Here is a 15,806-nt window from a genome sequence, read left to right as displayed (position 1 = left end):
CATCAGTTCTGCGACGGGTCGGACAGGTCGTCGAGTGCGGCCCGTACCAGGTCGTCCACGGACATCGAGTCGATCTCGGGGTCGGTTCCGGAGCCGTCGGCCCCGGTCGGGGTGTGGCCGTTGCCATCGCCGTTGCCACTGCCGTTGCCATGGCCGTTGCCGTTGCCGTGGCCCCGGGGGTGGCCGTTGCCGTCGCCGTCGCCCCGGGGGTCGGCGTGACCGGGCGTGCCGTCGGCGGCCAGCGCGAGCAGGGCGTCGAGCAGCCCGGCGTCGCGCAACCGCTCCAGCGGGAGCCCGGTGAGGGCGGCCCGCACCGCCGTCTCGGCCACGCCGTCGGCGTCCGGCACCGCGGTGCCGGACGTGTCGCCGGTCAGTCCGGCGAGCACGTGCTCGGCGAGTGCCTGCGGTGTCGGGTGGTCGAACACCAGCGTCGCGGGCAGCGTCAGGCCGGTCGCCGCCGAGAGCCGGTTGCGCATCTCGACGGTGGCCAGCGAGTCGAAGCCGAGGTCCCGGAAGGGCCGGTCGGCGCCGACCCCGTCGGCGTCGTCGCGGCCGAGCACGCCGGCCGCGATCTCGCGGACCGTCCGGAGCACCGTGTCGAGCCGGGCCGCCGCGGGCAGCGCCAGCACCTGCTCGCGCAGCGCGTCCACCGGTGGGGCTCCCGGGTCCGTGCCGCGCCCGGCGGCCGTGTCGGCGCCGGGCATGTCCCGCAGCAGCGCCGTGGCCCGGGGGCCGGGCGCCGCCGGCCCCTCCACCGCGACGACGACCGCGTTGTCGGCGCCCTCGGCGACGAGCTGGCGCAGCACGGTGCAGGCCCGGCCGGGGTCGAGCGCACCGAGCCCGGCCCGGCGGGCGTGCTCGGTCGCGTCGGCGCCCTGCGCCATGCCCCCGCCCGCCCAGGCACCCCAGGCGATCGAGGTGCCCGCGGCGCCGCGGGCCCGCCTGCGGGCGGCGAGCGCGTCGAGCACCGCGTTGGCCGCGGCGTAGTTGGCCTGGCCGGGGTTCCCGACCGCCGAGGACGCCGAGGAGAACAGCACGAAGGCGTCCAGGTCGCCGGTGAGCTCGTCGAGCAGCAGCGCCGGGGCGACCTTGGCGTGGAACACCTCGGTGAACCGGTCGGGGGTGAGCCGGTCGAGGACGCCGTCGTCGAGCACACCGGAGGCGTGGACGACCCCGGTGAGCGGGTGCTCGTCCGGGATCGTGGCGAGCACCGCGGCCAGCCGATCGCGGTCCGCCGCGTCGCCGGCGACGACCTCGGCGTGCGCGCCGAGCCCGGCCAGCTCCGCGGTCAGCTCCGCGGCGCCCGGGGCGTCCGGGCCGCGGCGGCTCAGCAGCACCAGCCGGCGGGCACCGGCCCGGGCCAGGTCGCGGGCCACGTGCCCGCCCAGTGCGCCGGTCCCGCCGGTGACCAGCACGGTCCCCCGCGGCTCCCACGTCGTGGCGGGACGCGGCGCGGGTGCGGGCAGCAGCCGCCGCCCGTACAGGCCGTGCGGGCGGACCGCGAGCTGGTCCTCGCCGTCCCGGCCGGTGAGCGCGGCGGCGAGGCCGCGCACGGTCCGGGCGTCGGTGGCGGGCCCGAGGTCGACCAGGCCGCCCCACCGGTCCGGGTACTCCATGGCCGCGACCCGGCCCAGGCCCCAGACGGCGGCGGCACCGAGGTCGTCCCCGACCGGGTCGTCGGCGGCGACCGAGACCGCGCCGCGGGTCAGCACCCACAGCGGTGCGGTGACCCCGGCGTCGCCCAGCCCCTGCAGCAGCGTCGTGACCCGGGCGGCCGCGGCCGGCCCACCGTGCGGGTCGGCCGGGCCGGGCAGGGCGAGGACACCATGCAGGGTCGCGGCCTCGGTTGCGGCTCCGGTCGCGGCGACCAGACCGGCCACCTCGGTGCGGTCCGCGTCCGCGGTGACCGAGGTCCACACCGGCTCGATCCCGGTGGCCGCGGCCAGGTCCGCGACCAGCCCGGCGTCCGGGCCCGCGGGGTCCCCGACGACGAGCCAGGGCCCGCCGGGGACCGGGTCGCGGCCGGTCACCGGCCGCCAGCCGATCCGGTGCCGAACCGCGTCGAGCGCGTCGGCCTCCCGGCGGCGTTCCCGCCAGCCCAGCAGGCCGGGCAGGACCTCGGCGAGGGCATCGGCGTCGACGTCGAGCTCGTCCGTGGCGTGGTCGCCGGAGAGCAGGTCCCACAGCTCGTCCCCGGCGCCGTCGTCCGGGCCGGGCCGGGCGGCCGATGCGGGGGTCGCCGCGGTGGTGCTCCAGTAGCGCTCGCGCTGGAACGGGTAGGTGGGCAGGTCGACGCGCCGGGCCGGGACCCCGGCGAAGACACCGGCCCAGTCGACGGCGGCGCCGCGCACGTGCAGCCGGGCGAGCGCGCCGAGCAGGGACTCCTCCTCGTCGTGGTCGCGGCGCAGCGCCGGGACCGCGACCGGGTCGGTGGCCGCGCCGGTGCCGAGCTCGCCGATCAGCGACGACAGCGACGCGTCCGGCCCGAGCTCGAGCACGGTGCGGGCACCACGCGCGGCGAGGGTCGCGGCGGCGTCGGCGAACCGGACGGTGTCGCGGACGTGGGCCACCCAGTGGGCGGGGGTGTGCACCGGCCCGGTACCGGTGCCGTCGGCGGTGACGACCGGGATGCGGGGCCGGTTCCAGGTCAGCGACGCGGCGACGGCGCCGAACTCCTCGAGCACCGGGTCCATCAGTGCCGAGTGGAACGCGTGGGACACGACCAGCTCGCGGTGCCGCCAGCGGCCGGCGACGGCGAGGACCGCCTCCCGGGGGCCGGCCAGCACGACCGACTCCGGACCGTTGACCGCGGCGACCGCGACGGTGTCCGCCGGGTCACCGGTGAGGTGCGCGCGCACCTCGTCCTCGCCGGCGCGGACCGCGACCATCGTGCCGCCGCGGGGCAGTGCCTGCATGAGCCGCGCCCGGGCCGAGACCAGGGTGCAGGCGTCGTCGAGGTCGAGCACGCCGGCCACGTGGGCGGCGGCGAGCTCGCCGACCGAGTGCCCGGCCAGCAGGTCCGGGATGACCCCCCAGGACTCGACCAGCCGGTACAGCGCCACCCCGACCGCGAACAGCGCGGGCTGGGCGACGCCGGTCTCGGCGAGCGCGTCCGGGTCGTCGCCCCAGAGGGCGTCGCGGACGCCGTCGGGCATCCGGTCGAGGACCGCGTCGAACGCGTCGGCGAAGACCTCGAACCGGGCGTGCAGCTCGCGTCCGGCGCCGGGGCGCAGCGCGCCCTGGCCGGGGAAGACCATCGCGAGCCGGCCGGTGCGGGTGACCTCGCCGGTCACGACGTGCCGGGCCGGGGACCCGGTGGCCAGCGCGTCGAGGCCGTCGAGCAGTGCCCCGCGGTCGGCGGCGAGCACCACCGCGCGGTGCTCGAACGCGGCCCGCCCGGTCGCGGCGGAGAACGCGATGTCGGCCGGGACGGCGCCGTCGCGGGCGGCGACGGCGCGCAGCGCGGACGCGCGGGCCCGCAGCGCCGCGGGTGTGCGGGCCGAGACCGGCACCGGGAGCAGGGTGCGGGCCACCGGCGCCTCCGGGGCGGGTGCGGGAGGCTGTGGCTCGGCCTGTTCCAGCACGACGTGGGCGTTGGTGCCGCTGGCGCCGAACGAGGAGACCGCGGCCCGGCGGGGGCGGCCGGTCTCCGGCCATGCCTGCGGAGCGGGCACCAGCCGGACCGCGCCGGAGGACCAGTCCACCCGCGAGGTCGGGGTGTCCGCGTGCAGCGAGCCGGGCACGGTGCCGTGCTGCATCGCCATGACCGTCGCGATCACCCCGGCGACGCCGGAGGCCGCCTGGGTGTGGCCCAGGTGGGACTTCACCGCGCCGAGCAGCAGGGGGTGCTCGCGCTCGCGGCCGTAGGTGGCCAGCAGCGCCTGGGCCTCGATCGGGTCACCGAGCCGGGTGCCGGTGCCGTGGGTCTCCACGACGTCGACCTCGTGCGCGGCGAGCCCGGCCGCGGCCAGCGCGCGGGTGATCACGCGCTGCTGGGCGGGTCCGCTGGGGGCGGTGAGCCCGTTCGAGGCGCCGTCGGAGTTGATCGCCGAGCCGCGGACGAGGCCGAGCACACGGTGCCCGAGGCGGCGTGCGTCCGACAGCCGTTCGAGCACCAGCACACCGGCGCCCTCGGCCCAGGCGGTGCCGTCGGCGTCCTCGGCGAAGGGCTTGCAGCGCCCGTCCGGGGACAACGCGCCCTGGGTGCTGAACTCGACGAACCCGACCGGGGTCGACATCACGGTGACACCACCGGCCAGCGCCGCGGTGCACTCGCCGGTCCGCAGGGCCTGTGCCGCGAGGTGCAGCGAGACCAGCGACGACGAGCAGGCGGTGTCCACCGACACCGTCGGACCCTGCAGGCCCAGGGTGTAGGCGACCCGCCCGGACAGCAGGCTCGCCGACTGCGCGGTCTGCCACTCCTGGCCGTAGGTGTCGGCGGAGACGCGGTACTCGCCGCTGCCGCCGCCGATGAACACGCCGGTGTCGGAGCCGCGCAGCACCGACGGGTCGATGCCGGCCCGTTCCAGGGCCTCCCAGCAGGTCTCGAGCACGATCCGCTGCTGCGGGTCCATCACCACGGCCTCGCGCGGGGAGACGGAGAAGAAGTCCGCGTCGAACCCGGCGACGTCGTGCAGGAACCCGCCGCGGCGGGTGACGCTGGCGAGACCGTCCAGGTCCCAGCCGCGGTCGGTGGGCATGTCGCCGGTCGCGTCGACGCCGTCGCGCACGAGCTCCCACAGGTCCTCCGGCGAGGCGACCCCGCCCGGGTACCGGCAGGCCATGCCGACGATCGCGATCGGTTCCCCCGCCGCCGCGGCGGCCGGTGCGGGCGCTGCCACGGCGGCGACGGTCGCACCGCCGAGCTCGGCGAGCAGGTGCCGCGCCAGCTCGGCCGGGGTCGGGTGGTCGAACACGAGCGACGCGGGCAGTGCCAGCCCGGTCGCCGCGCCGAGCCGGTCCCGCAGGTCGACGGCGGTGAGCGAGTCGACGCCCAGGTCCCGGAACGGGACATCACGGTCGACCGCGGCCGGGTCGTCGTGGCCCAGCACGCGGGCGGCGACGGCGCACACCATCTCGGTCAGCTCCGCGGCCCGGGCGCCCTCGGGGAGGTCGGCGAGGCGCGCGCGCAGCGCACCGTCGTCGCCGGTGCCCGGCCGGTCGGCGGGCGCGGCCTCGGGCAGCAGGGCCAGCAGCCCGTCCGGTCCGCCCTGGGCCAGGGTCGGCGCGAGCCGCTCCCAGGCCACGTCGGCGACGACCTCCTCCGGTCCGCCGCCGGCGACGGCGGCCGCCAGCGCGGCGAGCGCGGTGTCCGGCTCCAGCTCGGGCAGCCCGTGCAGCCGCAGGTGCGCGGCCACGTCGGCCGTCGACGAGCCCGTCCACGGCCCGAACGCGACGGCGGTGGCGGGCAGGTCGCGCGCCCGGCGGGCGCGGGCCAGCCCGGCGGCGCGGGCCCCGGCGGCGGCCTCGTCGGCCCGGCCGCGGACGTGCCAGGTGCCGGCGACCGAGCCCAGCATCACGAACGCGGTCAGCTCGTGGTCCGCGACGAGCGCGTCGAGCTCGGCGGGGGTCCAGCGGGCGTCCGGTCCCCCGCCGTGCACGACGGCGGTGACCTCCGCGGGCACACCGTCGCCGTGGCCGAGGACGGCCACCTCGGTCCCGGCGGGGTCGAACCCGGTGTCGGGCGCGTCGGTGAGCAGCAGTGCCCGCGCACCGGCGGCGGCCAGCGCCGTCAGCACCCGGGGGTCGGTCCCGTCGGCGAGGACGGTCGCGCCGGTGACCCACCCGGTGGACCCGCCGGGCGCACCGCCCGGGACGCGGACCAGGCGCCGGGCGTGCACCCGGCCGTCGCGGACCGCGAGCTCGCCGGGGCCCGCCGTGCGCGGCAGGTCCACCGTGGTGGCCGGGTCAGCGCTCCCGGCACTCCCGGCGCTTTCGGCACTCCCGGCGGTCCCGGCGGGGAGGTCGACCCGCACCACGGTGCGTTCCGGGTGCTCCCGGGCCGCGACCGCCGTCCGGGCCCAGCGGTCGGCCTGGTCGGGGTCGCCCTGCTCGCCGTCCAGGGCGACGGCGCCGCGGGTCAGCACCCAGAGCGCGGCCCGGGAGCCGGCCTCGTCCAGCGCGGCGAGCAGCGCGGCGGGGTCCGGGGCGTCCGCCGCGCCGAGGTCGAGGAGGACCCGTCGGGCGGCGGCGAGGGTGTCGGGGTCGGCACCGGCGGGCACCGTCTCCGGCCCGGTGGGTGCCGTCGGGACGTCCACGACCGGCCACTCGACCCGGTAGCGGGTCGCGGCGGCGGCGTCACGGGTCCGGCGGCGGCGTCGCCACGAGCCCAGCGCGGGCAGGACGGCGTCGACGGTGTCGCCGTCGAGGCCCAGCTCCTCGGCCACCCGGTCCCGGTCGGACCGTTCGACGGCCGACCACAGCTCGGTCTCGGCCGGGTCCGCGGCACCGGGTGCCGCGCCGGCGGCGATCGTCGCCGGCCAGTACCGCGTCCGGCGGAACGGGTAGGTCGGCAGGTCGGCGCCGGGACCCTCGCCCAGCGGCCAGCCGCTCCAGTCGACGTCGGTGCCCGCGGTGTGCAGCCGGGCCAGCGCGACCGCGAGGGTGTGCTCCTCGTCGCGGTCGCGGCGCTGCACCGGCACGACGGTGACGTCGTCGGCGACCGCGGCGAGCGCGGCGTCCGGGCCGACCTCGACGAACGTCGTCGTACCCGCGGCGCGCAGCGCGGTGACCGCGTCGGCGAAGCGGACGGTGTCGCGGACGTGGGACACCCAGTACTCGGGGTCGGTGACGTCACCCGCCGCCTCGACCGGGATGAGCGGCGGCGCGAGCTCCAGGCCCGCCACGACGGCCCGGAACTCGTCGAGGACCGGGTCCATGAGCGGGGAGTGGAACGCGTGCGAGACGGTCAGGACACGGTGCCGGAACCCGGCGGCGGCCGCGGTGACGGCGTCGGTGTCCCCGGCCAGCACCACCGAGTCCCGGCCGTTGACCGCGGCGAGCGCGACGACCCGGCCGGGGGTGTCGTCCAGGTGCGGGGCCACCTCGTCCTCCGAGGCGGCGACGGCGACCATGGCGCCCTGCTCGGGCAGGGCGTCCATCAGGCGGGCGCGGGCCGCGACCAGCGCGGCCGCGTGATCGAGGGTCAGCACCCCGGCGACGTGCGCGGCGGTGATCTCGCCGATCGAGTGGCCGGCGACCCGGTCCGGGTGGATCCCGAACGAGCCGAGCAGCCGGTGCAGGGCGACCTCGACCGCGAACAGCGCGGGCTGCGCCCATCCGGTGCGCTGCAGCGTGGCGGCGTCCCCGGACCGGACGACGTCGCCGAGCGGACGGTCGAGGTGGACGTCGAGGTGGGCGCAGACCTCGTCGAACGCGGCGGCGAAGACCGGGAACCGGTCGTACAGCGCGGCGCCCATGCCCGGCCGCTGGCTGCCCTGGCCGGTGAACAGGAACGCGGTGCCACCGCTGCCGCGGGCGACGCCGCGGGCGAGCTCTTCAACGGTCCCGTCGGTCCCGGCGAGCAGCACCGCGCGGTGTGCGAGCGTGGCGCGGCCGTGCACCAGGGTGCGGGCGACGGCGGCCCGTCCGGCGTCGTCGGCGGGTACCGGAGGGAGCCCGGCGAGCTGCTCGTCGAGGGCGTCGGCGGCGGCGGCCGACACCGGCCACGGCACGGCACCGGCCGACGGAGCCGGGGCGGGCACCGGGTCGGGGCCCGCCTCCAGCACGACGTGCGCGTTGGTGCCGGACAGCCCGAAGGCCGAGACCCCGGCCCGCCGCGGGCGACCGGTCTCCGGCCACGCGGTGGTGTCCTGCACCAGCTCCAGCGGCCCGCCCGCCCAGTCCACGTGCGGGGACGGGGTGGCGGCGTGCAGGGTCCGCGGGAGGACGCCGTGCCGCATCGCCAGCACCATCTTGATCACACCGGCCATGCCGGCCGCGGCCTGGGTGTGGCCCAGGTTCGACTTCACCGAGCCGATCAGCAGCGGGTGGTCGCGCCGCCCCGCGAAGGTGCCGGCCAGCGCGCGGGCCTCGATCGGGTCGCCGAGGACGGTGCCGGTGCCGTGCGCCTCGACGGCGTCGACCTCGGCCGGGGCGAGCCCGGCGTCGGCCAGCGCGGCGGCGACGGCCCGCTGCTGCGACGGCCCGTTGGGGGCGGTGAGCCCGTTGGAGGCGCCGTCGGAGTTCACCGCGGAGCCACGGACCAGCCCCCACACGGTGTGCCCGTTGCGGCGGGCGTCGGAGAGCCGCTCCAGCACCAGCATCCCGGCCCCCTCGGACCAGCCGGTGCCGTCGGCGCCGTCGGCGAAGGCCTTGCAGCGCCCGTCCGGTGCCAGCCCGCCCTGCGCGCTGAACTCCACGAAGGCGTCCGGTGTGGACATGACCGAGACGCCGCCGGCGAGTGCGAGCCCGACCTCGCCGGAGCGCAGCGCCCGGGTCGCCCAGTGCAGCGCGACCAGCGACGACGAGCAGGCGGTGTCGACGGTGACGGCCGGTCCCTCGGTGCCGAGCACGTAGGCCAGCCGGCCGGACAGCACCGACGCGGTGGTGCCGGTCGCGGCGTGGCCGAGCACCTCGGCGTCGCCGGCGCGGCGCAGCACCTCCCCGTAGTCCTGGCCGTTGGTGCCGACGAACACACCGGTGCCGGTGCCGCGCAGCGTGGACGGGTCGATGCCGGCCCGCTCCAGCGCGGTCCACGCGGTCTCCAGCACCAGGCGCTGCTGCGGGTCCATCGCCAGCGCCTCGCGCGGGGAGATCCCGAAGAACGCGGCGTCGAAGTCGGCGACCCCGGTCAGGAACCCGGCGCGGGTGGTCGCGGTGTGTCCGGCCAGCGCGTCCAGGTCCCAGCCGCGGTCGGTGGGGAACCCGGTGATGGCGTCGCCGCCGTTCTCCAGCAGCGTCCACAGGTCCTCCGGCGAGGCGACCCCGCCGGGGAAGCGGCAGCCGAGGCCGACGACGGCGATCGGGTCGTCGTCGGCCGCGGCGGTGACGGGCCCGGCCGGGACAGCGCCGTCGGATGCCTCCGGCCCGCCCAGCTCGGCGAGCAGGAACGCGGTGAGCTCACGCGGGGTCGGGAAGTCGAACACCAGCGACGCGGGCAGGGTGAGCCCGGTCGCGGCGGCGAGCCGGTTGCGCAGCTCCAGGGTGGTCAGCGAGTCGAACCCGAGGTCGCGGAACGCGCGGTCGTCGTCCACGGCGGCGGCGTCGGCGTGCCCGAGCACCGCGGCGGCCTCACCGCGGACCAGGGCGGCGAGCGCGGCCCGGTCCCCCGGCCGGGGCCGCACGTCCGGTGCGGGGGCACCCGTCGTGCGGGCCCGGGACTCGGCCAGGTCCGCGAGCAGCGGCAGCGGACGCAGCGCGGTGAAGGCCGGCAGGAACCGGTCCCAGTCGATGTCGGCCAGCACGGTCGTGGTGTCGCCGCGGTCGAGCGCCCGGTCGAGCGCGGCGACCGCGCGTTCCGGTGCCAGCGGGACCAGGCCGCCGCGGCGCACCCGGTCGGCGACCACGCCGCGGTCGGCCATGCCGGCGCCGGCCCACGGTCCCCAGGCGAGTGCGGTCGCGGGGAGACCGGCGGCGCGACGGTGCTCGGCGAGTGCGCCGAGGTAGGCGTTGGCACCGGCGTAGACGCCCTGCCCCGGGGCACCCACGACGCCGGCGGTCGAGGTGAAGAGCACGAAGGCCCGCAGGTCGAGGCCGCGGTCGACGGTGAGCTCGTGCAGGTTGCGGGCCCCGGTGACCTTCGGCCCGAGGACCGCGTCGACCGAGCCGGTGGTCACGGTGTCGAGCACGGCGTCGTCGACGACGCCGGCGGCGTGCACGACGGCGCGCAGCGGGCGGTCGGCGGGCACGGCGTCGAGGACGGCGGCCAGCGCCTCGCGGTCGGTGACGTCGCAGGCGACGGCGTCGGCGCCGGTACCGGCCTCGCGGAGCGCGGCGACCAGCTCGGCGGCCCCGGGCGCGTCCGCGCCGCGACGGCCGAGGAGCAGCACGTGCGCGGCCCCGCGGGCGGCGAGCCAGCGGGCCACGTGCCCTCCGACGCCGCCGGTACCGCCGGTGACCAGCGCGGTCCCGCCGGACAGGTCGACGGGCCCGCCCGCCGAGCCGAGGGCGGCACGGTCGGTGTCGCGCACCAGACGGCGGGCGTACACCCCGGACGCGCGCACGGCGACCTGGTCCTCGTCACCAGCGGCGGCGAGCACGGCGGGCAGCCGGCGCAGTGCCGCCGTGTCGGTGCCCCCCGGGAGGTCGACGAGGCCGCCCCACCGCTGCGGGACCTCCATCGCGGCGACCCGGCCGACGCCCCAGACGACCGCCCCGACCGGGGCGGCGACCGTCTCCGAGCGGCCGATCGCGACGGCGCCGCGGGTCAGGCACCACAGCGGCGCGTCGACGCCGGCGTCACCGAGCGCCCCGACCGCTGCCGCCACCCGGGCGGTCAGGTCGGCGGCGGTGGTGTCGGTGTCGGTGTCGCCGAGCAGCAGGAGGACACCCCGGGGTGGTGTGTCCGTCTCCCCGGTGACCACCCCGGCGACCGCCCCGGCGAGTGCGGCGCGGTCGGCCAGGATGCCGGGGCCGCCCGGTACCGCCGTGGCGGGGGCGCCGAGCGCGTCGAGCACAGCGGTGGTCCAGGTGCCGTCGTCGTGCGGCAGCACCAGCCAGTCCCCGCCCGCCGGGGACGCGTCCGGCACGGGTCCGACCGGCTTCCAGGTGACGGTGTAGCGGCAGCGGTCGACGTCGGCGCGCTCGCGGATGTCGTGGCGGCGGGCGGCCAGCGCCGGGACGAGGTCGGCCACCGCGGCGGGCTCGAGGTCGAGGGCGGCGGCGACGGCGTCGGTGTCGCCGCGCTCGACGGCGTCCCAGAACGCGGCGTCGGCCGGGTCGGCCGAGGCACCGGTGTCGGCGGTCGCGGGGGCGGCCTCCGGCCAGAACCGGGTGCGCCGGAACGGGTAGGTCGGCAGGGCGACCGTGCGCGCACCGGTGCCGTCGAACACCGCGGCGGGGTCCGTCGCGGTGCCGTGCACGGCGAGGGTGGCGAGCGCGACGGCGACGCTCGCGGTCTCCGAGCGGTCCCGGCGCAGCAGCGGGACCAGGACGGAGTCGTCGCCGTCCGGGCCGGGGCAGGCGCGGGCGGCGGCGCACAGCACACCGTCCGGGCCGAGCTCGACGAAGCTGCGGGCGCCGTCGGCGTGCGCCCGGGTCACCGCCGCGGCGAACCGGACCGGCTCGCGGACCTGACGCACCCAGTACTCGGCGGTGAGCGGCTCCGCGGCGGTCAGCGGGGCGCCGGTCAGGGTGGACACGACCGCGATCTCGGGTGCGACGGCCGGGATCCCGGCGGCGACGGCGCGGAACGCCTCGAGCATGCCGTCCATCCGCGGCGAGTGGAAGGCGTGGCTGACCCGCAGCGCGGTGGTGCGGCGCCCCCGCGCGGCCAGTGCCTCGGCGACCGCGCGGACCTCGTCGGCCTCACCGGAGAGCACCAGCGACCGCGGCCCGTTGACGGCGGCGACACCGACCCCGGCGGTGAGCAGCTCGGCGACCTCCTCCTCGGTGGCCTCGACGGCGACCATCGCGCCGCCGTCGGGCAGTGCCTCCATCAGGCCGGCGCGGGCGGCGACCAGGCGGCAGGCGTCGGGCAGGGTCAGCGCGCCGGCGCAGTGCGCTGCGGCGATCTCGCCGACCGAGTGGCCGACGAGCACGTCCGGGCGCAGCCCCCAGGACACGGCGAGCCGGTAGAGGGCGACCTGCAGGGCGAACAGCGCGGGCTGGGCGGCGCCGGTCCGGTCGATCCGCTCGGCGGCGGCCGGTGTCTCGTCGAGCAGCAGCGGACGGACCGGGGCGTCGAGCAGCGTGTCCAGGTGTGCCAGCACCTCGTCGAGGGCCTCGGCGAACACCGGGAAGTGCCGGTAGAGCCCGGCGCCGGCACCCGCCCGCTGGCTGCCCTGGCCACTGAACAGGAACGCCGTCCGTCCGCGGCCACCGGGCCCGGGGCGGACCAGCGCGGGGTCGGGCCGGTCGTCGCGCAGCGCGCCGAGTGCGCGGGTGAGCTCGCCGGTGTCGGCCGCGACGACCGCGGCCCGGTGCTCGAACGACGTGCGGGTCGTGGCGACCGAGTGGGCGAGGTCGGCCGGTCGGACCGACGGCTCGTCGCCGAGCAGCTCCAGCAGCGCGGCGGCCTGGGCGCGCAGCGCACCGGCGTCGCGGGCCGAGAGCACCAGCGGGACCTCGCGCCCGTCGGCCTCGGGTCCGTCGATCTCGGGGCTGTCGGTCTCGGGGGCGCCAGCCTCGGGTCCGTCGAGCGGGGTGGCGGCGAGCAGGCCCGGTCCCTGCTCCAGCACGGTGTGCGCGTTGGTGCCGGACAGCCCGAACGACGAGACCGCGGCCCGGCGCGGGCCGGCGGTCTCCGGCCACTCCTGGGGCCGCTGCGGCAGCGTGATCGTCCCGGACGACCAGTCGACGTGGGTGGTCGGAGTGGCCGCGTGCAGGGTCGGCGGCACGATGCCGTGCTGCATCGCCAGCACCATCTTGATCACGCCGGCGACGCCGGAGGCCATCTGGGTGTGGCCGATGTTGGACTTCACCGAGCCGAGCACCAGCGGGGCCCGCCCGGCGCGCTCGCCGTAGGTGCTCTGCAGGGCCCGCATCTCGATCGGGTCGCCGAGCGCCGTTCCGGTGCCGTGCCCCTCCACGACGTCGACGTCGGCGGGGGTCAGACCCGCCTCGCCCAGCGCGGCGGTGATCACCCGCTGCTGCGCGGGACCGCTGGGGGCGGTGAGCCCGTTGGAGGCACCGTCCTGGTTGATCGCGCTGCCGCGGACCACCGCGAGGATCGGGTGCCCGTGGCGTTCCGCCTCCGAACGGCGGGTCAGCAGCAGCATGCCGACCCCCTCGGCGAGGGTCATGCCGTCGGCGTCGTCGGAGTAGGCCTTGCAGCGGCCGTCGGCGGCGAGTGCGCGCTGCCTGCTGAACCCGACGAACGCGCCGGGGGTGGCCATCACGCTGACACCGCCGGCGAGGGCCATCGTGGACTCGCCGTCGCGCAGCGAGCGGCAGGCCAGGTGCAGCGCCACCAGCGAGGAGGAGCAGGCGGTGTCCAGGGTGACCGCCGGGCCCTCCAGGCCGAGCAGGTAGCTCACCCGCCCGGACAGGATCGACGACAGCGTGCCGGTGACGAGGTGGCCCTCGGCGCCGTCGGACGGGTCGCCGCCGGAGGCACCGGCGCGGACGTTGTCGTAGTCCTGGTAGCTGGCCCCGACGAAGGTGCCGACCCGGGGCCCGCGCAGGCTGGACGGGTCGATCCCGGCGCGTTCGACGGTCTCCCACACGGTCTCCAGGACCAGGCGCTGCTGCGGGTCCATCGCGAGTGCCTCGCGCGGGGAGATCCCGAAGAACGCGGCGTCGAAGTCGGCGACCCCGGAGAGGAACCCGCCCCGCACCGAGTAGGTGCTTCCCGCGGCGTCGGGGTCGTCGTCGAACAGGGCCGCGGCGTCCCAGCCGCGGTCGGCGGGGAAGGTGTCGATGGCGTCGCCGCCGTCCACCATGAGCTGCCAGAGGTCGTCGGGCGAGGTGACCCCGCCCGGATAGCGGCACCCCATCCCGACGACGACGATCGGGTCGTCGGCCAGGTCGGCACGCGCCGCGGGGGGCGGCACGACGGGCCCGGCGGCCCCGGCGCCGCCGCCGAGCTCGCCGTCGAGGAAGCGGGCCAGCGCGACCGGGTCCGGGTGGTCGAACACCATCGTGGTCGGCAGGGTGAGTCCGGTGGCGGCGACGAGCCGGTTGCGCAGGTCGACGGCGGTGAGCGAGTCGAACCCGACGTCGCGGAACGCCCGGCCCTCGGCGAGTTCGTCCGGTCCGCCGAGGCCGAGCACGGCGGCGGCGGTGGTCCGGACCAGGTCCAGCAGGGCGCGGTCGCGGTCGGCGGGGGTGAGCTCGCGCAGCCTGCGGGCCAGCCCGGCGTCGCCGCCCGCGGCGGGGTCGGCGGCGGCCAGCGCGGCGACCTCGGGGACCTCGTCGAACAGCGTCGTCGGCCGCGCCGCGGTGAAGACCGGGTGGTAGCGGCGCCAGTCGATGTCGGCCAGCGTCAGATCGGCCTCGCCGGTCTCGACGGCCCGCTGCATCGCGTCCAACGACAGGCGGGCGTCCATGAACACCAGGCCGCTGCCGGTGATCTGCTCGGGGTCGATCCGGCCGAGTCCGAGGTCGTCGGACCAGATGCCCCAGGACAGCGCCGTCGCGGCGAGGCCGCGGGCCCGGCGGTGGCGGGCGAGCGCGGACAGGTAGGCGTTGGCCCCCACGTAGGCGGCGTGGTGGCCGCTGCCCCAGGCACCGGAGATCGAGGAGAACAGGACCAGCTCGGCGACGTCGTCGCCGAGCAGCCGGTCCAGGTTCACCGCGCCGGTGACCTTGGCGTGCAGCACCCGCTCCACCTGTGCGGGATCGGTCTCGGCGATGCTACCGAGCTCGATGACCGCGGCGGTGTGCAGCACGGTGCGCACGGTGCGCCCGGCCGCGGCCAGGTCGTCGAGGACGGCGGAGAGCGCGTCGAGGTCGGTGATGTCGCAGGACCGGATCTCGACGTCGGCGCCCAGCCCGGTCAGGTCCGCGGCGAGCTCGGCGGCACCGGGGGCGTCGGGTCCGCGCCTGCTGAGCAGCACCAGGTGCTCGGCGCCCTGGTGTGCCGCCCACCGGGCGACGTGCGGGCCGAGCGTGCCGGTGCCGCCGGTGATCACGGTGGTGCCGTCGAACGACCACGGGCGCGGCCGGTCGTCGCGGGCGGCGGCGCGCTCGATCCGGCGGGCCAGCGCCCCGGACGCGCGGATCGCGAGCTGGTCCTCGCCGGTGCCCCCGGCCAGGACCGAGACCAGCCGCTGGGCGGCGCGGCGGTCGAGCTCCGGCGGCAGGTCGACCGTGCCGCCCCAGCTGCGCGGGTGCTCCAGGGCCGCGGTCCAGCCGATCCCGGTCGCGATCGCCCGGACCGGGTGCGAGGGCGGGTCGGCCGGGCCGGTGCCGACCGCGCCCCGGGTGAGGGACCAGACCGGGGCCGTGAGCGGGCCGCCGTCCCGGTCGGGGTCGATCAGCGCCTGGACGAGCGCGAGGGTCCAGGCCGCGCCGAGCGGCAGCGCGGGGTGGCCGGGGGTGGGGGCGTCGACGTCGCCGAGCAGCGACACCACACCCCGGACGCCGGTGCCGTCGGTGGCTTCGGTCGCGTCGGTCGCGGAGTCGTCCCGGATGGGGTCCTGGGCGGACAGGCCGGCCAGCCGGCCGGCGAGCACCCCCCGGTCGGCGCAGGCCGCGTCGAGGGCGATGCGGTGCACCGTGGCGCCGTGCCCGCGCAGCGCGTCGGCGACGGCGTCGGCGTGCGCGGGGTCGGCGTGCTCCGACACCGGGTCCGGTTCGACCAGCACCCAGGTGCCGTGCAGCGCCGCGAGCGGGAGCCGCCCGAGCGGGGTCCAGGTGGTGCGGTAGCGCCAGGAGTCGGTGGTGGAACGGTCCCGGCGCCTGCGCCGCCACTCCCCCAGAGCGGGCAGGACCGGTGCGAGCACGGCCTCGTCGACGCCGAGGTCGGCGGTGAGAGCCGGCAGGTCGGCGGCCTCGACGGCGTCCCAGAACGTGTCGTCGGGTGCCCCGTCCTCCCCGCCCGGGCGGGACGGGAGCACCGGGTCGCTCCAGTACCGCACGTTCTGGAACGGGTAGGTGGGCAGCCCGATGCGGCGGCCCGTGGCGGCACAGCGACCCCAGTCGACCGGCACGCCGCGCACGGCGAGCGCCGCGGCGGAGGTGTAGAGCCGGTCCAGGCCGCCGTC

The 15,806-nt window shown here is 78.2% G+C and carries 1 protein-coding gene (cut by a window edge); it reads right to left on the bottom strand.

Annotated features, from left to right (window positions below):
• Positions 1–2: 2 nt before the first annotated feature.
• Positions 3–15,806, bottom strand: the 3' portion of a protein-coding gene (locus tag Ae331Ps2_RS21140) for a type I polyketide synthase (RefSeq protein ID WP_075329779.1). It continues 12,366 nt past the right edge of the window; only the last 15,804 of its 28,170 coding nucleotides appear in the window; its start codon lies beyond the right edge, outside the window; it ends in the stop codon at positions 3–5.

Source organism: Pseudonocardia sp. Ae331_Ps2, assembly GCF_001932405.1.
Taxonomy (GTDB): domain Bacteria; phylum Actinomycetota; class Actinomycetes; order Mycobacteriales; family Pseudonocardiaceae; genus Pseudonocardia.
Note: the sequence above shows the minus strand (reverse complement) of the source record. Positions and strands in the feature narration are given on the sequence as shown.